General features: G+C 64.3%; 15 protein-coding genes and 2 pseudogenes. 12 read left to right on the top strand and 5 right to left on the bottom strand.

Translation table 11 applies throughout. The features are described 5' to 3' along the window. The first annotated feature begins 140 nt into the window (after window positions 1-140). From L5014_RS04130 to L5014_RS04090, 9 genes and pseudogenes are all read left to right on the top strand, one after another. Entirely contained in the window at window positions 141-1,223 is a 1,083-nt protein-coding gene (locus L5014_RS04130) for a porin (RefSeq protein WP_420800014.1), read from the top strand. A gap of 43 nt (window positions 1,224-1,266) precedes the next feature. After that, the gene (locus L5014_RS04125; RefSeq protein ID WP_238462301.1) at window positions 1,267-2,523 is read left to right on the top strand and encodes an MFS transporter; all 1,257 of its coding nucleotides are present in this window, start codon (window positions 1,267-1,269) and stop codon (window positions 2,521-2,523) included. A gap of 175 nt (window positions 2,524-2,698) precedes the next feature. Then, window positions 2,699-4,234 (top strand): annotated as a pseudogene (gene sufB, locus L5014_RS04120) (Fe-S cluster assembly protein SufB); the annotation flags it as partial. Window positions 4,235-4,262: 28 nt separating this feature from the next. Beyond that, window positions 4,263-5,066: a Fe-S cluster assembly ATPase SufC gene (gene sufC / locus L5014_RS04115; RefSeq protein WP_238462299.1), complete on the top strand. Its 804-nt coding sequence runs from the start codon at window positions 4,263-4,265 to the stop codon at window positions 5,064-5,066. A gap of 41 nt (window positions 5,067-5,107) precedes the next feature. After that, entirely contained in the window at window positions 5,108-6,442 is a 1,335-nt protein-coding gene (gene sufD, locus L5014_RS04110; RefSeq protein WP_238462298.1) for a Fe-S cluster assembly protein SufD, read from the top strand. Continuing rightward, window positions 6,439-7,692 (top strand): cysteine desulfurase, encoded by a 1,254-nt coding sequence (locus L5014_RS04105; protein WP_238462297.1) that lies wholly within the window; start codon window positions 6,439-6,441, stop codon window positions 7,690-7,692. Before sufD ends, L5014_RS04105 begins: the two co-directional genes overlap by 4 nt. Beyond that, window positions 7,689-8,144 (top strand): Fe-S cluster assembly sulfur transfer protein SufU, encoded by a 456-nt coding sequence (gene sufU / locus L5014_RS04100; protein ID WP_238462296.1) that lies wholly within the window; start codon window positions 7,689-7,691, stop codon window positions 8,142-8,144. The genes L5014_RS04105 and sufU overlap by 4 nt, the downstream gene beginning before the upstream one ends. Before the next feature lie 83 nt (window positions 8,145-8,227). Next, window positions 8,228-8,581, top strand: a complete 354-nt coding sequence (locus L5014_RS04095; protein ID WP_238462295.1) for an SUF system Fe-S cluster assembly protein — start codon at window positions 8,228-8,230, stop codon at window positions 8,579-8,581. A gap of 1 nt (window position 8,582) precedes the next feature. Next, the gene (locus L5014_RS04090) at window positions 8,583-8,915 is read left to right on the top strand and encodes a non-heme iron oxygenase ferredoxin subunit (RefSeq protein WP_238462294.1); all 333 of its coding nucleotides are present in this window, start codon (window positions 8,583-8,585) and stop codon (window positions 8,913-8,915) included. A 57-nt stretch (window positions 8,916-8,972) separates the two neighbouring features. Here L5014_RS04090 and L5014_RS04085 read toward each other — a convergent pair whose 3' ends face one another. The 4 genes from L5014_RS04085 to L5014_RS04070 all read right to left on the bottom strand — a co-directional run bounded on the left by L5014_RS04085 (window position 8,973) and on the right by L5014_RS04070 (window position 12,480). After that, window positions 8,973-9,230 carry a hypothetical protein gene (locus L5014_RS04085; protein WP_238462293.1) on the bottom strand — a complete coding sequence of 86 codons (258 nt, stop codon included), beginning with the start codon at window positions 9,228-9,230 and terminating at the stop codon, window positions 8,973-8,975. A 304-nt stretch (window positions 9,231-9,534) separates the two neighbouring features. Then, window positions 9,535-10,458 carry a glutaminase gene (locus L5014_RS04080; RefSeq protein ID WP_238462292.1) on the bottom strand — a complete coding sequence of 308 codons (924 nt, stop codon included), beginning with the start codon at window positions 10,456-10,458 and terminating at the stop codon, window positions 9,535-9,537. A 123-nt stretch (window positions 10,459-10,581) separates the two neighbouring features. Next, window positions 10,582-11,292 carry a helix-turn-helix transcriptional regulator gene (locus L5014_RS04075; RefSeq protein WP_238462291.1) on the bottom strand — a complete coding sequence of 237 codons (711 nt, stop codon included), beginning with the start codon at window positions 11,290-11,292 and terminating at the stop codon, window positions 10,582-10,584. 105 nt (window positions 11,293-11,397) lie between these two features. Continuing rightward, window positions 11,398-12,480 carry an ornithine cyclodeaminase family protein gene (locus tag L5014_RS04070; protein WP_238462290.1) on the bottom strand — a complete coding sequence of 361 codons (1,083 nt, stop codon included), beginning with the start codon at window positions 12,478-12,480 and terminating at the stop codon, window positions 11,398-11,400. Between the two features lie 317 nt (window positions 12,481-12,797). Between L5014_RS04070 and L5014_RS04065 the strand changes: the two genes are divergently transcribed. Both L5014_RS04065 and L5014_RS04060 read left to right on the top strand, forming a co-directional pair. Further along, complete coding sequence (locus tag L5014_RS04065; protein ID WP_238462501.1) at window positions 12,798-13,538, top strand: ABC transporter substrate-binding protein; 741 nt, start codon at window positions 12,798-12,800, stop codon at window positions 13,536-13,538. 40 nt (window positions 13,539-13,578) lie between these two features. Further along, a complete protein-coding gene (locus L5014_RS04060) occupies window positions 13,579-14,871 on the top strand; it encodes an NAD(P)/FAD-dependent oxidoreductase (RefSeq protein WP_238462289.1) in 1,293 nt (430 codons plus the stop codon). Window positions 14,872-15,036: 165 nt separating this feature from the next. Here the strand turns inward: L5014_RS04060 and L5014_RS04055 are convergent, their stop codons facing one another. After that, the gene (locus L5014_RS04055) at window positions 15,037-16,587 is read right to left on the bottom strand and encodes a DHA2 family efflux MFS transporter permease subunit (RefSeq protein ID WP_338019260.1); all 1,551 of its coding nucleotides are present in this window, start codon (window positions 16,585-16,587) and stop codon (window positions 15,037-15,039) included. Between the two features lie 226 nt (window positions 16,588-16,813). On the opposite strand from L5014_RS04055, the pseudogene L5014_RS04050 reads away from it, so the two are divergent. Beyond that, window positions 16,814-16,996, top strand: a pseudogene (locus tag L5014_RS04050) (hypothetical protein); the annotation flags it as partial. Window positions 16,997-17,012: the final 16 nt, after the last annotated feature.

The raw sequence follows: 17,012 nt of genomic DNA, 5'->3' as shown, positions 1-17,012 counted from the left end.
AAAATATATATTTTGTAATTTTATATCTGTTGGCGCCGGGCGTCGGTGCGCTGCGGCGCGTGTTTGAACGGATTCCGGGCGCCGTGCCGGATTAATCAGCATACCAAATCAAATGGAGGCCTTTCATGGTGAGTCGGAGGATGTGCATTCTGGGCGCACTGGCTTGTGTGCATGCATCTGCCGCTTTTGCACAAAGCAGCGTCACGTTGTTCGGCTTGCTTGACGCGGGCGTGAGTTATGTCAGCAACGAAGGCGGCCACGGCAACGTGAAGTTCGACGATGGCATTTTTACGCCGAGCCTGATCGGCTTGCGCGGCAGCGAGGACATCGGCGGTGGTACTCATGTGATCTTTCAACTGGTCAGCCAGATCTCGCTCGGCTCGGGCGCGATCATCGGAAATGGGCTCTTCGCACGTACCGCATACGTCGGGATGCAGAACGACCGGTTCGGCACGGTAACGCTCGGCAATCAGTACGAGTTCATGGCGGATACGCTGTTTTTCAGCGGTGTCGACGCGGCGCGGGATGTCGGCGGGCTCTATAACCTGCGCAACGGTCCCTTTCAGAAGCTCGGTTTGCCTGGGAATCCAACCGGCGCTTTCGACTGGGACCGCGCGGCGGGCAGCCAGCGCGTCGCGAATTCCGTGAAGTACGTGAGCCCCGTCGTCGATGGACTGAAGATCGGCGCGCTTTACGGATTCGGTGGGGTGCCCGGGTCCGTTGGCGCAAACAATACGGTGAGCGCGGGTCTCGACTATGAAGTCGGGAGCTTCGGCATCGCGGCGGCCTATACGAACGAGAAGTACGGGTTTCAGACGGGCGCACCCCAGACCAGCGTGCGCAACTGGGGCGCGGGCGCCCACTATCACATCGGCGAGGTCAATCTGAGCGCGCTGTTTACGACGGTGCGCAACTCGGCCAATGGCGGCGCGGTGTGGATGAGCGAGTTCGGCGGCACGTGGCAGTTGACCAGCGCGACGACTGTCGGTGCGGACTATATGTACATGAAGGGGAACGCGACACTCGACAACCACCACGCGCATCAGGTTACCGGCACGGTTCAGTACGCGCTGTCGAAGCGAACGATGGTGTATGCAAGTGCCGCGTGGCAGCGTGCGAGCAGCGGCGCAAACGCGCAGATCAACGGTGTACTGGATCCCGATGGTGCCTCGTCCGGCGCGAATCAAGCGATAGCGCGCATCGGTATTCATACGGTCTTCTAAGCATATCGGCGAAAACGTCAGGTTTTAACGGTGGAGAGAAAATATGGAATGCGGGAAAAAATCGTCCGATTGGGACACGTCGTATGAATGGAAGATCGTGGTGCTGCTGTCGCTCGGGTTCGGGCTGGTAGGCGTCGACCGGTTCATGATCATGCCGCTTTTTCCAGTCATGATGCGCGACCTGAAGCTGGATTATCAGGATCTTGGCCACATCACGGCGGCGCTTTCCGTTGCCTGGGGGCTGTCCGCGCTGTTCACGGGTAATTTGTCCGATCGGTTTGGTCACCGCAAGGTCATCATTCCGGCCATGCTGATTTTTTCGCTGCTTGCGTGCGCGAGCGGGCTTGCATGGAGCGTTGGCAGCCTGATGTTGATCCGCGCGCTGATGGGTTTGGCGGAAGGCGCATATACGCCGTCGAGCATCACCGCGACGCTCGATGCATCCGAGCGGCACAGGCATGGACGAAACGTGGGCATTCAGCAAGCGGCGTTGCCACTGTTTGGGCTGGGCATTGCGCCAATCGTGGTGACCCAGCTACTGCGATTCATGCCGTGGCACTGGATCTTTGCGATGGTGGCGGTTCCCGGAATCATTGTCAGCTTTCTCACATGGAAGGTGCTGCGCAATACGAGCGGCGCGCAAGCGGCGATCCATACTCAGACGCACGACGCCAGCAATCATCGGTGGTTTGATGTGCTGCGCTACCGGAACGTGCTGTTGTGTTTCGTTGGAATGCTGTGCTGGCTGACGTGCTTGATCGTGCTGAGTGCGTTGCTGCCGAATTACCTGACCGACTATCTGCACTTGTCGCTTCAGCAAATGGGCTTCGTCCTTTCGGCAACGGGCGTGGGAGGGACCTTGGGTGGACTCGTGATGCCGTCATTGTCGGACAGGATCGGACGCAAGCCGGTGATGATCATCTCGGTCGTTGGTGCGTTTGTTTCGTTGTGGGTGTTCTCGCGTACAGGCGCGGAGCCTGTCCCCTTGTTTGCAGGTCTGCTGGCAACCATCTTCTTTGTGTTCGCCATGATTACGCTGACTGTCGGCCCCATTAGCGCCGAGGCCGTTCCTGCGAAGCTGATGACCACGGCGTCCGGGCTGGTGATTGGTGTCGGCGAGGTGTTTGGCGGGGGCGTCGCGCCTTCGGTCGCCGGGTATGTCGCGAAGCATTTCGGCATTCAGTACATCATGCAACTCGGGATGGGGGCACTCGTCGTCGGTCTTCTCGTCGCGCTATCGCTGAAGGAAACCGCGCCCACCCGGATTGGACAACCGGAGACGGCGCCCGTGGCGCCTTGATAGCCGGGTTCCGTGATTTTGTGCGGCGCACGAAATGGAGTCGAACCCGATATAGACGAAACGCGCAATCGCCGCGCCGCCTGCTTGGAGACCCTGGGTGCGCCAGGGTTTTGGGGGCGGCTCTACAATGGTTATGAGAGTGAAAAGGAGACCGTAATAATATCGATGCCGCCGGTCGAGTCGGCCGCGCGGCTTCGCGAGCGGTTTCCGCGCTCGTGCGGCGCCGAATGTTTCGGCGTCGCCGCAGAAAGCGGAGGTCCAGATGAGTACGAATGCGACCGGCATGGAGGAATGGGTTCGGCGTAAATACCAGCATGGTTTCGTCTCCGACGTGCAGTCCGACACCTTGCCGCGCGGGCTGTCCGAAGACGTGATCCGGCTGATTTCGGCCCGCAAGCAGGAGCCGGAATTCATGCTCGAATGGCGCCTTGCCGCTTACCGGCACTGGCTCACGATGAGCGAGCCCCATTGGGCCACGGTCGAGCATCCGCCCATCGACTGGCAGGCCATCGCGTACTACTCGGCGCCGCATGCGCAGGCAAACCGGCCGAAGAGCCTGGACGAGGTCGATCCGGAATTGCTGCGCACCTACGAAAAACTCGGCGTGCCGCTGCGCGAGCGCGAAGTGCTGGCCGGCGTGGCCGTGGATGCGGTATTCGATAGCGTGTCGGTCGCCACGACGTTTCGCAAACAGCTCGGCGAGCTGGGCATCGTGTTCTGCTCGTTCTCGGAAGCGGTGCAGGAGCATCCGGAACTCGTGCGGCAATATCTCGGCTCGGTGGTGCCGTATACCGACAACTTCTTCGCCACGCTGAATTCCGCGGTATTCAGCGACGGCTCGTTTTGCTATATCCCGCCGGGCGTGCGCTGCCCTGTGGAATTGTCCACGTATTTCCGCATCAATGCGCAAAACACCGGCCAATTCGAGCGCACGCTGATCATCGCCGACAAGGGCGCTTATGTGAGTTATCTGGAAGGCTGCACGGCGCCGATGCGCGACGAGAACCAGTTGCATGCGGCGGTGGTGGAGCTGGTGGCGCTCGAAGGCGCGCAGATCCGCTATTCGACCGTGCAGAACTGGTATCCGGGCGACGAGCAGGGGCGCGGCGGCATCTACAACTTCGTGACGAAGCGCGGCGACTGCCGCGAGGCCAACGCGAGGATTTCGTGGACGCAGGTCGAGACCGGCTCCGCCATCACGTGGAAATATCCGAGCGTGATTCTGCGCGGCGACAACTCGGTCGGCGAGTTCTATTCGGTGGCGCTCACGAATCATTACCAGCAGGCCGATACCGGCACGAAGATGATTCACCTCGGTCGCAATACGCGCAGCACGATTCTTTCGAAAGGGATTTCCGCGGGGCGCGGCAGGAATGCTTATCGCGGGCTCGTGAAGATGGGCCGCTCGGCGCAGGACGCGCGCAATTACAGCCAGTGCGATTCGCTGCTGCTCGGCGACCGCTGCAGTGCTTTCACGTTTCCGTATATCGAGGTGAAGAATGCGAGCGCGAAGGTCGAGCACGAGGCATCGACGTCGCGCATCGGCGAAGACCAGTTGTTCTATTGCATGCAGCGCGGGCTTTCGGAAGAAGACGCGGTGTCGATGATCGTCAACGGTTTTTGCAAGGATGTATTCAAGGAATTGCCCATGGAATTCGCCGTGGAGGCACAGAAGCTGCTGGGCGTGAGCCTCGAAGGCAGTGTCGGTTAAGTGGCGTGGGCTAAGAGAGGTAATCGGGATGCTCGATATCCGCAATTTAAGTGTCGACGTGGAAGGCAAGCCGATTCTGCGCGGCGTCGATCTGCACGTGAATGCCGGCGAGGTTCACGCGATCATGGGCCCGAACGGCTCGGGCAAGAGCACGCTCGCGCACGTGTTGACCGGGCGCGAATCGTATGTCGTGACAGGCGGTAGCGTGCTCTATGAAGGTAGCGATCTGCTTGCACTCGCGCCCGACGAACGCGCGCGCAGGGGCGTCTTTCTCGCTTTTCAGTATCCGGTGGAAATTCCCGGTGTGAGCAACGTCTATTTACTGAAGGCCGCGCTCAATGCGCAGCGTAAAGCGCGCGGCGAGCCCGAACTGGACGCCATGGAATTTCTCGCGCTCATCAAAGAGAAGCTCGCGGATATGCAAATGGACGAAGGTCTGTTGTCGCGCGGCGTCAACGAGGGATTCTCGGGCGGCGAGAAAAAACGCAACGAGGTGTTGCAGATGTCCGTGCTGGCGCCACGCCTGGCGATTCTCGACGAAACCGACTCGGGCCTCGACATCGACGCGTTGCAGGTGGTCGCGCGCGGCATCAACCAGATGCGCGATGCGAACCGGGCGATCGTGCTGGTGACGCATTATCAGCGCCTGCTCGATTATGTGGTGCCGGATCATGTCCACGTGCTTTCTCAGGGGCGCATCGTGCGCTCGGGTACGCACGAGCTTGCGCTCGAACTCGAACGCAAGGGGTACGGCTGGCTCGGCGCCGAGGCACACGACGAGCGCAGTGAACACAGTGAAAACGAAGGGCCCGGAGCGCGCGCCGCGCATTAGTGGCGCGAGCGGCGGCACACACTATCCGGCGAGGAGCAGCAATGAGCGAAACGATGCGCGATTATTACCGCGACGCTTTCCGCACGACGGTAAAGACGCTGCCGGGCGTCGAGTTGCCGTGGTTGCGCAGCGCACGGCGCCGCGCGTTCGAGCGGTTCGAGACGCTGGGCTTCCCGGGCACACAGCTCGAAGCGTGGAAGTACACCAACGTGGCGCCCATCGCGCAGCCGCACTGGCATTTCGTGCCCGCGCATCCCGCGCCTGCGGATCTCGCGGGCCTGGCCGGTATCGTCGATAGTCTCGTGCCGGACGACGTGGCGGCCCGCCTCGTGTTCGTGAACGGCCGCTGCGTGCCGAAGCTTTCGCGGCTCGCCGGTTTGCCCGAGGGCGCCTGGGCGGGCAGCCTGCGCCAGGCAATGCGCGAAATCCCCGAGCGGCTAGAGGCGGTCATGGCCCGGCGCGAGCACCAGGATGGCTTCGCGGCGCTGAACGGCGCGTTTCTGAGCGATGGATACGTGGTCGTGTTGCCGGAAGATTGCGCGATCGACGCGCCGTTGCACATGCTGTTCTTCGCCGACGAAGCCGGTCTGGCGATGCATCCGTTCAATGCGGTGCTCGCGCAGCGCGGCGCGCGGTGCTCGATTGTCGAGCAGTTCGCCGGGATTGCCGACGAGCCCTATTTTGTCAACGCCGTCACCGAGATCGTCGCGGAGAGCGAGACCGACGTCCAGCATTGCCGCATTCAGCAGGAGGCGCGCAGCGCGTTCCATATTGCTCGCGTGGACGTCGCGCAGCAGCGTGCGAGCCACCTCACGTCGCACTCGTTTGCGTTCGGCAGCGCGCTGTCGCGCACGCAGATCGCTACGCGGCTCGATGCGCTCGACGCTCGCGCCGATCTGAACGGCCTCTATCTGGTGGGCGCGAGACAGCACGTCGACCACCATACGCGCATCGATCATGAGCAGCCGCGCGGCACGAGCCGAGAATACTATCGCGGCGTGCTCGACGGCGCATCGCATGGTGTGTTCGACGCGCGCGTGATCGTGCATCCGGACGCGCAGCAGACTGATGCGCATCAGGGCAACGACAACCTGCTGCTTTCGCGCGATGCGCAGATCGACACGAAGCCGCAACTGGAGATTCACGCCGACGACGTGAAATGCACCCACGGCGCGACCGTCGGCCAGCTCGACGAGAACCCGTTGTTCTACCTGCGCTCGCGCGGCATCGAAGAGCGCACGGCGCGGGCGTTGCTGGTGTGGGCGTTCGCGCGCGTGTGCGTGGATCGCGTGGAAAGCGCCGCGCTGCGCACGCGGCTCACGCAATTGCTGCTCGCGCGCTTGCCTGGCGGCGAATATCTGCGGGGGCTCGCATGAAACCCGTTGAACCGGTAAGGATTCCAGACGAAGAGACGGTGGCGCGCTGGCGGCGAGACTTTCCGATTCTCCGCGAGCGCGTGCACGGCGTGCCGCTCGTGTATCTGGACAACGGCGCGACCACGCAGAAACCCGCCGCCGTGATTGCCGCGGAGCGTGCGTATTACGAACAGACAAACGCGAACGTGCATCGCGGCGTGCATCTGCTGTCGCAGCGCGCCACCGATGCCTACGAAGGCGCTCGCGCGTGTATCGCGCGGTTCGTGCATGCGGCGCGCGCCGAAGAGATCGTGTACGTGCGCGGCACCACCGAGGCGATCAACCTCGTGGCGCAGAGCTATGTCCGGCCTCGCATTCAGCCTGGCGACGAGATTCTCGTCAGCGCGATGGAGCACCACTCGAACATCGTGCCGTGGCAGATGGTTTGCGAACAGACCGGTGCCGTGCTCAAAGTGGTGCCGATCGACGACGACGGCGCGCTCGACATCGACGCATATGAATGGATGCTGGGACCGCACACCCGCATCGTCGCCATCACGCACGCATCGAACGCGCTCGGGACCCTCAACCCCATTGCGCGGCTGATCGAAATTGCGCACGCGCGGGGCGTGCCGGTGCTGGTCGACGGCGCGCAGGCGATCGCGCATTTGCCCGTCGACGTGGCCGCGCTCGATTGCGACTTCTATGCGTTCTCGGGGCACAAGGTCTACGGGCCGACCGGCATTGGCGTACTCTACGCGAAGGCCGGACTGCTCGAGGCGATGCCGCCGTGGCAAGGGGGCGGCGACATGATCCGCTCCGTAACCTTCGAAAAGACCGAGTACAACGCGATTCCGTGGCGCTTCGAGGCCGGCACGCCGAACATCGCGGGCGCCGTCGCGCTGGCGGCGGCGCTCGACTATGCGAGCGCGATTGGCCTGGAAGTGGCGGGCGCGCATGAGGCCGACTTGCTCGCCTATGCGACCGATGCGCTGCACGCGATCCCTCATCTGCGAATGATCGGCACTGCGAAGGAGAAAGTGGGCATCGTGTCGTTCGTGATGGAGCACGCGCACGCCCACGATATCGGCACGATCCTCGACCAGTGCGGCGTGGCGGTGCGCACCGGCCATCACTGCGCGATGCCGGTCATGGCGCGCTATGGCGTGCCGGCCACGGTGCGCGCGTCGTTCGCGCTCTACAACACGCGTGCCGAGGTGGATGCGCTGGTCGAGGGGCTCGCGCGCGTGCAGGAGATGTTTGCGCTATGACCGACCTTCGCGAGTTGTACCAGGAAACGATTTTCGACCACTACCGGCGGCCGCGGAACTGCCATGCGCTGCCGGGCGCGAACCGCCGCGCCGAAGGGTACAACCCGCTGTGCGGCGACCGCATCACGCTATATCTGCGCATCGAGGACGGCATCGTCAAGGATGTCGGCTTCGAAGGTGCGGGCTGCGCGATCGCGACGGCTTCGGCGTCGCTGATGACCGAGGCGCTCAAGGGCCGCACCGAGGCCGAGATCGAAGCGCTGTTCGAGCGCTTTCACGCGATGGCGACAGCGCCGGCGGACCGGCCGCTCGCCGACGTCGCCGGGCTCGGCAAGCTCGCGGTGCTGGCCGGCGTGCGCGAGTTTCCGGCGCGCATCAAGTGCGCGACGCTTGCCTGGCACACGCTGCACGCGGCCATGCGCGACGAGGGCGATACGGTATCCACGGAGTGATGCGGGCGACATGATGAAGGTCGCGACGAACAGCCTGACGACCGGCCTGGCGACCGGCCAGACAAACAGCGAGGCGAACGACGATGAACACAGATGACTTGCCCGAACGCGACGATGCGCAGGGTAGCGGCGGCGATCTTCGTGCGCGCGTGATCGACGCGCTGCGCACGGTGTACGACCCCGAGATACCGGTCAATATCTACGACCTGGGGCTCGTCTACGGGCTGGATGTCGACGACGAAACCGGGCAGGTGGCGATTCGCATGACGCTGACCGCGCCAGGGTGTCCCGTTGCGCAGACGTTTCCGTCGGTCGTGGAAGAGAGCGTCCTGGACGCGGCGGGCGTGAGCGCGGTGCGGGTCGAACTGGTATGGGATCCGCCGTGGACGAGAGCGCGGATGTCCGACGCGGCCCGTCTGGAATTGGGGATGTTTTGACATGGCCGACTGGGTGGACGTGGCGCCCTATGCCGAATTCCCGCCGGGCGCCGTGCGCAGCGTGAATGTCGACGGCGCGCAGGTCGCGGTGTTCAATCTCGACGGAACCTGCTACGCGATGGAAGACCTGTGCACGCACGACGGCGGCAGACTGACCGGCGGCGCCGTGGAAGGCGACGAGGTGGTCTGCCCGCGACATGGCGCGCGCTTTTGCATCAGGACGGGAAAAGTCCTCGCGCCGCCGGCCTACGAAGATGTCGCCATATTTGCAGTGCGCGTGGAGGCTGGCATCGTGCAGGTGCGGGACGCGCGCTGGGACGAAAGCGGCTTTTGAGCCGCTTTGCTGTCCCCAGCTTGGCTGGCCCGCTTTGCTGACCGCTTCGCGGATTCCTTACTTCGCCTTGGCCGCGCTGGCGGGCGGCGGGCGCACGATATTGTCGTTGGTGGGCTTGCGCGGCTTCTTCACGGGCATGTTGTCGGGATTGGTCGCGCTGGCCGTGCCGGACGCTGCCGCGGGCGGCGATACCACCATCGGCGGCGGCGGCGGATGGGGAGCGCTGCTTTGGGCCAGCGCCGAAGTCGCGACAGCCGCCGGGATCGCGAACCCCAAGGCCACTCGGGTCCAGATGCGAGCATGATGACGGACCATCGGCTTCTCCAGATTCTCCAGATCGTTTCTATTACCGTGATGCGCAAAGCTCATGCCCGGACGCATATGTCGGCGGGGGCGGATGTCGACGGCTGTGCAGTCAGCCTTCTTGACTGATGATCACAAGAATCTCCGCCTTTGTCGCGCCGATGGGTAACGAGGAGGGCGAAATCATCTCGAAGGCGCTCGGCAACAAGCGTTCGGTCCTGCTGCCGTGACGGCCAGGGATCACCGGCCCTCAGGCAAGCGGCTGCGCGGCTGCGCGGCCGCGGCTGGCCGCGTTCCGCGAGCCGCACGAGTACCCTCAAAAAATCGACCGCCCCGTGCGCGTGGTCAGCCATTCCAGCGATTTGACACCGGCCAGCGAGTTGCCGTTCGCGTCGAGCCCCGGCGACCAGACGCACACCGCCATTTCCCCCGGCAGCACGGCGACGATGCCGCCGCCCACGCCGCTTTTTGCCGGCAGCCCCACGCGATAGACGAAGTCGCCCGCGGCATCATAAGTGCCGCAGGTCAGCATCAGCGCGGACAGACGCTTGGCGGAACTCGCATCGAGGACGTGCTCGCCCGAGACCGGCGCGACGCCGCCATTGGCGAGAAAGAGGGCCGCAGTGGCGAGCTCGACGCAATTCATCTCGATCGCGCACTGGCGGCAATAGGCTTCGATCACCGTCTCCGGCGGCATCTGCAAGTTGCCGAAGCTCGCCATGAAGTGCGCCATCGCGCGGTTGCGCGCGGCGTGCTGGAGTTCGGAACTCGCGACGCGAAGATCGTAGTCGAGATCGGCGGCGCCCGTCAGCCGGCGCACGAATTGCACCAGCGCCGTTTCAGCGCCGACGAAGCGGCGGCACAGCACGTCGGTGACGACGAGCGCGCCCGCGTTGATGAACGGATTGCGCGGCTTGCCGCGCTCGGTTTCGAGCTGGACCAGCGAGTTGAACGCGTTGCCCGAGGGCTCGCGGCCGACGCGTTCCCAGAGCGCGTCGCCGAGCAGCTGGAACGCGAGCGTGCAGGCAAAAAGCTTGGAGATGCTCTGGATCGAAAAGCGCTCTTGCGCGTCGCCGACCGAAAATACGCGGCCATCGAGCGTGACGATGGCTATGCCGAAGCGCTCGGCGCTGACCTTGGCGAGTTCGGGAATATAGTCGGCTACACGTCCGGCTGTGCGCCACGGAGCGATGTCGCGATGAATCTGTTCAAGGATCGCTTGATAGTTCGGGTTGTCCATTGGCCGATGATGAACGCCTGGGTGCGGGGATCGCGATGATACCGCAGCGCGTGAGCATACTGTGTGTCCGCACGCCTTCGGCCCGAATTGCGTTTGAACTCCACGCCACTCCACTCCGCGTCGCTACGACCCATCGCCCTTCATTTCGCGCAAGTGCTTATACACCGTCGCGCGTCCCATCCCCAGCACCTTTGCCACATAGTTCGCCGAGCTTTTGCCCTTGAACGCGCCCTCGGCATGCAGCGCCTCCACCAGCTCGCGCCGGTGCTCGCGCGTGAGCGAGTTGAGCGCCACCTGGCGCTCGCGCAGCCAGCCGTGCAGGAAGGTGTTGATGCGCTCCTGCCAGTCGTCCTTGAAAAGCTCCTCGGGTTGCGCGATCACGCCTGCGCCGCGCAGGAACAGATCGAGCGTCGCCTGCATGTCGTCGAACGCCGCAATGTTGAAGTTGATGCACATGACGCCCGCCGCGTGACCTTCATCGTCGAATAGCGCCGTGCTCACGCAGCGCATGCGCCGCCCGTCCCAGTTCACCTTTTCGTAAGGGCCCAGCAGCTTGTTGCGCGTGGTTTCCTCGATCTCCTCCAGTGCGGAATCGTCGCCGATCTCGCGCTTCGAGAGATTGTTCGAGAGGTACGCCACGGTCTGGTCCGCGAGATCGTGGATCACCACTTCGGCAAACGGGAAGAACAGCGTCGTGACGCTGTCCGCCACATGCGCGTAGCGTTCGAGCAGCCGCTCGCGCGACGTCTTCGGGGAAGCGGGCCGCTGCGTGGACTGGCTGGTGTGCTTGATGGGCTGCTTTACGGGCTGCTTCGCGGAGTCTTTTTTCTGCATCGGACCAGGCGCTGTGAGGCGTTGGAAGGTTCGTCAAGGAGGACGTCGATGATACTGCGCGCGTGGCTCATCTTGCTCACTTCGCGCTCATTGCGCTTACTGTGCTTACTGTCCGGGCGGCGACGCATCACGCAGATGTGAATAGAGCGCATGAGCAACCGCGATATCTTCGAGACCGAGCCCGATCGAGCGGAAGAAAACGTGACGCATGTAGCCGGGGCGCGGGCAGGCGTCGTTCGCCAATTCAGCGAGATCACCGACGATCGCGTCCGGCGACCAGCCGTGCTCGCGCGCGGCCAGCACCATCTCGCCGGCGCTCGATGGCGTGGTGCTGCGGTAATCGCAATAGACGTCGAGCGTGGGCAGCGTGGCCGGATCGATCTCGTGCGCCTGCGCGACGTTCGTGCTGATCGAGGTAATGAGCGCGGGCTTCGTGAGCGCGTCGAGCGCGAGCACCGGCTTGCCCGACGAGGTGCAGAGCATGACGACGTCGGCATCTTCGACGCATGCCTGCGCCGTTGCCGCGAGGCTCACGCGCGCGTCGGCGGCGCGCACGCTGGCGCTGCGAGCGGCGTCGTTGGCGTGGTTAGCGTCGCTGGTGTCGTGGGTGTCGTGGGTGTCGTGGGTGTCGTGGGTGTCATTGGCGAGGCCCGGCGAATAGACGCGGATGCTGTCCCACGCGCGCAGTGGCGCGACATGACGGATGTGCGCGAGCGCCACCGCGCCCGCGCCGATCACCGCAAGGCGGCGCGCGTCGCGCGGCGCGAGCTGGTCGACGGCGAGCGCGGTCGTGCCCGCCGTGCGCTCGGTCGTGAGCAGCGCCGAATCGCACCACATCAAGGGCTGGCCGGTGTGCATCGACATCAGTGCGGTCCAGGCCGTGACGATGGGACTGGCACCCGCGGCACCCGCGGCACCCGCAATGTACGGCGAGAGCTTCGCGCCGAACACGCCCGCCTCGGCGAGCACGCCCAGGTAGGTAATGAAGTCGCCGGCCTGCTGCGGAAACAGGGCGAGAGTCTGCGGCGGCTGCACGGCCTGGCCGCGGCCGAGCGCGGCGAACATGTCCGCGAGCACGCCGCGCACGTCGAGGGCGGGCAGCGCGGCGCGCACTTGCGCGGCATCGGCGATGAACGGCGCCACGAACGGTCCTGCGGCGTTTGCACGGGGGAGTGTTGTTTCGGACATGCTGTGCTCCATGATTGATTCGGGAACCGCGCGGGGCGGGCATGCCGCGCATCGCGCATCGCGTATGAGCCGGCGATCGCGGCGAGCCCGCTGGCAAAGCCCGGCGATCCCTGATGTAGACATTTTTGTCCATTCTAGACTTTATTTTTATTTTTCGTCTATATTTGTGCAGGTGGCGCGGGACTTCACGAACGGCGCCGCCCGACCTCATAACGACTATGGTGACGACGATGAATACGAAGATGATTCGCTCCTCGCGAGCGGCCCGCCTTGCGGGCGTGGTGGGCCTGGCCGGCTTGCTTGGCGCGGGGCTCGGCATGACGGCGGGCGCGGCGCACGCGCAGAGCGCACAGACCTTGCGCTTCGGCGTGGAGGCGTCCTACCCGCCGTTCGAGAGCAAGACGCCATCGGGCCAGTTGCAGGGCTTCGACATCGATATCGGCAATGCCGTGTGCCAGCGCATGCAGGTGAAGTGCGTGTGGGTGGAGAACAGTTTCGACGGCCTGATCGCGGCGCTCGAGGCGCGCAAGTTCGACGTCATCAACTCGGCGATGAACATCACGGACAAGCGGCGTCAGCAGATCGATTTCACGCCCGCCGTCTATGTGATGCCGATCCAGATGGTGGCGAAGCGCGGCTCGGGGCTGCAGCCCACGCCGGCGAGCCTCAAGGGCAAGCAGATCGGCGTGCTGCAAGGGTCGACGCAGGAAGACTACGTGCGCAAGCACTGGGGGCAGCAGGGCGTGTCGATCGTCACGTATGAGAATCAGGACCAGATTTTCGCGGATCTGGCTGCGGGCCGTCTGGACGGCGCGGTCCAGGAAGTGCAGACTGCCACCGACGGCTTTCTTTCGAAGCCGCAAGGCAAGGACTTCGATTTCGCGGGCGCGCCGCTCAAGGATCCGGCCACGCTCGGCGAGGGCACGGGCTTCGGCATGCGCAAGAACGACGCGGCGCTCCAGGCGAAGGTGGTCGCGGCGCTCGACTCGCTGCGCCACGACGGCACGCTTACGAAGCTTTCGATGAAGTATTTCGGCCGCGACATCGTTGCGAAGTGATGCGCGCCAGAACCGCACCTATGGACTCCAGAGGAATGGCATGAGCAAGGACGCGATCGTGCTCGGCGCGGGTATCGTCGGCGTGAGCGTCGCGCTGCATTTGCAGGCGCGCGGCGTGCGCGTCACGCTCGTCGACCGGCGCGCGCCCGGCGAGGAAACGAGCTATGGCAACGCGGGGTTGATCGAGGCGTCGTCGGTGGTGCCGTATGGCTTCCCGCGCGACTGGCGCATGCTGCTGCGGCTCATGCGCAACGACTCGACGATGCTGCGCTACGACGTGCGCTCGCTGCCCGCGTACGCACGCTGGCTCGCGTCGTTCTGGCGCGAGTCGGCGCCAGAACGGCTGGCGGGCGCGGCGCGCGATATGCTGCCGCTCATCGCGCGCTGCGTTGCCGAGCACGAGGCGCTGCTGGTGCGTACGGACATGCGTACGGACACGGGCAACGGAGTGGGCAATGAAGCGGGCAACGACCTGCGCGCGCTCGTGCGTCCGGTCGGCTGGCTGGAGGCGTACCGCTCGCCCGCGCAGTTCGAGCGCGAGCGCGAGGATGCGCAGCGCGTGGCCGGGGAGCATCGCCTGCGCATGGCAGCCTTCGACACCGCGGGCCTGCGCGCGGTGGAGCCGTCGCTGGCCGAGGGCTATGCCGGCGCGATTCACTGGATGGATCCGGCCAGCGTGGCCGACCCTGGCGCGCTCGTGAAGGGCTACGCGCAACTGTTCCTGCGCGAGGGCGGCACCTTCGTGAAGGGCGACGCGCTCACCCTGCGTGCGCAGGGCAGCGGCTGGCAGGTGCAAACGGACGATGGGCCGGTATCGGCGGAACTGGCTGTTGTGGCGCTCGGACCGTGGTCGGATCTCGTGACGGCGCCGCTCGGTTACCGCGTGCCGCTGATGGTCAAACGCGGCTATCACATGCATTACGCGAGCGCGGCGGGTGCGCCGCTCACGCGTCCCGTGGTGGATATCGAGGGCGGCTACGTGGTCGCGCCCATGAACCGAGGCCTGCGGCTCACCACCGGCGTGGAGCTTGCCTCGCGCGGGCGGCCGCCCAACTACGCACAGCTCGATGCGGCCGAGCGCGCGGCGCGGCCCGTGTTCGGGCTCGGCAAGCGGCTCGACGAAAAACCGTGGATGGGGATGCGCCCGTGCACGCCGGATATGCGTCCGGTGCTCGGGCCCGCGCCGCGTCACGCGGGGCTGTGGTTCGCGTTCGGACACAACCATCATGGGCTCACGCTGGGGCCGGTGTCGGGGCGGCTCGTCGCGGAGCAGATCATGGGGGAGACGCCTTTTACTGATCCCAGGCCTTATTTGGCGCATCGTTTTGGGTAGGGGATTGCGCGTTGCGCGTTTTGTTTGTCGCGTTTCCTTGTGTTCGTGTCGGTCTATTAGCGTTGCCCCTGTGCGGGGCAACGCTAATAGACCGACACGAAAACAAGGAAATGCCAACACCTTAAGGACCACGAAAAAAAACCATAAAAACAACTCACCACAAACTCAATGCACGCCTGCCGCGCCACCCCCTCCCGAACCTCTCGTCGACTTCGTAATCCAGATAAGCGGAATAATCGCGAGAAAAATAATCGCCGAGATATAGAAAATATCGTTGATACCCATCATCGCGGCCTGCGCCGTGAGCTGAAAATCGAACAGCGCATGCGCCGAGGGCTCGCTGATATGCAGCACGTCCTGCGTCTGCGCGATCGATTGCATGAAGATCGGGTTATTGATGGAAGCCTGCTCGGCGAGCCGCGCGTGATGAAGAATCGTGCGGTTGTTCCAGGCGTTGGTGGAAATCGACGTGCCCACAGCGCCGCAGAACACTCGCACGAAATTCGAGAGCCCCGCGGCGGCCGGAATGCGCTGCGCGGGCTGCCCAGCGAGGATGATCGCCGTGAGCGGCACGAAGAAGAGCGCCATCGGCACGCCTTGCAGCAGCGTGGGCAGCACGAGATGCCAGGTGTCGATCTCGATCACATACTGCGCGCGCATGAAAAACACCAAAGCGAACAGCACGAACGCTGCCGTCGCGATCACGCGCGCGTCCGAGCGCGGCAGCACGCGCCCGACCACGGGCGACAGCAGCAGCGCGAACACGCCGAGCGGCGCCGTCACGAGCCCCGCGTCCACCGAGCGGTAGTTCAGGTACTCCTGCATCCATTGCGGCAATAGCACCAGGTTGCCGAAGAACACGCCGTAAGCCACCGAGATTGCAATCGTTCCGCCAAGAAAATTGCGCTGCGAAAAGAGCCGCAGGTCGACAATCGGATGCGCCTCGGTGAGTTCCCACACCAGAAAGAATGCAAAGCTCACGAGCGCGATGACGCCGAGCGTCACGATCACGGGCGAGGCGAACCAGTCGAGGTCCTTGCCCTTGTCGAGCAGGATCTGCAGCGAGGCCACCCACGCGATCAGAAGACCGAGGCCCACCACGTCGATGGGCGGTTTGCGCGTGGCCGACTCGCGATGCCGATAGATCGACCACGTGATCGACGCGGCGATGAGGCCCACCGGAATGTTGATGTAGAAGATCCACGACCAGTTGTAGCTGTCGGTGATCCAGCCGCCCAGCGCCGGGCCCGCGATCGGGCCGACCGTGGTGGTCATCGCCCAGAAGGCGAGCGCGGTGGCCGATTTGTCGCGTGGCCAGGAGCCGAGCAGGATGGCTTGCGAGAGCGGAATCAGCGGGCCTGCCACGGCGCCTTGCAGCACGCGCGCGACGAGCAGGATCGGCAGCGTGGGCGCGACGCCGCACAGCCATGAAGCGAGCACGAACGAGAGGATCGACGCCACGAACAGGCGTACCTGGCCGAAGCGCTGCGTGAGCCAGCCGGTGAGCGGAATGGAAACCGCGTTGGCCGCCGCGAACACTGTGATGACCCAGGTGCCTTCGTCCACCGAGACGCCGAGGTCGCCCGAGATGGTCGGGATGGCCACGTTGGCGATCGAGGTGTCCAGCACGTTCATGAAGGTCGCGAGCGCGACGGCGATGGTCGCGACGATCAGCCTGGCGCCTTCGAGCGGGGGCGGTGCAGCTTGGGTTTGCACGATTTTCCCCCTATGTTGCGCTGCGGGAAATGCCGGAGGTCAGCGCGTAGCATACCCCGACTAGATGAAACATGTTGGTCGGGCAGATAGCAGCTCTGGCTGCCGGCATGAGCCCGAGAGGCGACAAGCGGAAGGTCGACACTGAGGCGCTGAGACTGTCCGGATTGATCAGGCGCAATGCTATAAGTCGAAGATAATATTATCTTTCCCGTCTGGCGTAGCCCGGAAGGTCTTGCTCACGGGGCTGCGCAACTATGTATTCGCGCATACCACCAACCGCATCGACGTCGAGTTGGGTGCGCGCCTGTTTCGCCACCTTGTTGGGGGGGGGCGCCGCGTGGGAGGCACGGTGGCGCGTGTGCGAGAACTGGAGAACGTCCGCAACTTCCTGACCGGCCAGGCGCTCACCGCAAACTTCTGCGTCA

It is taken from the genome of Paraburkholderia tagetis (genome assembly GCF_022213065.1).
GTDB lineage: Bacteria > Pseudomonadota > Gammaproteobacteria > Burkholderiales > Burkholderiaceae > Paraburkholderia > Paraburkholderia tagetis.
The sequence above is the reverse complement of the archived record's forward strand: the minus strand, read 5'-3'. Positions and strand labels throughout refer to the sequence as shown.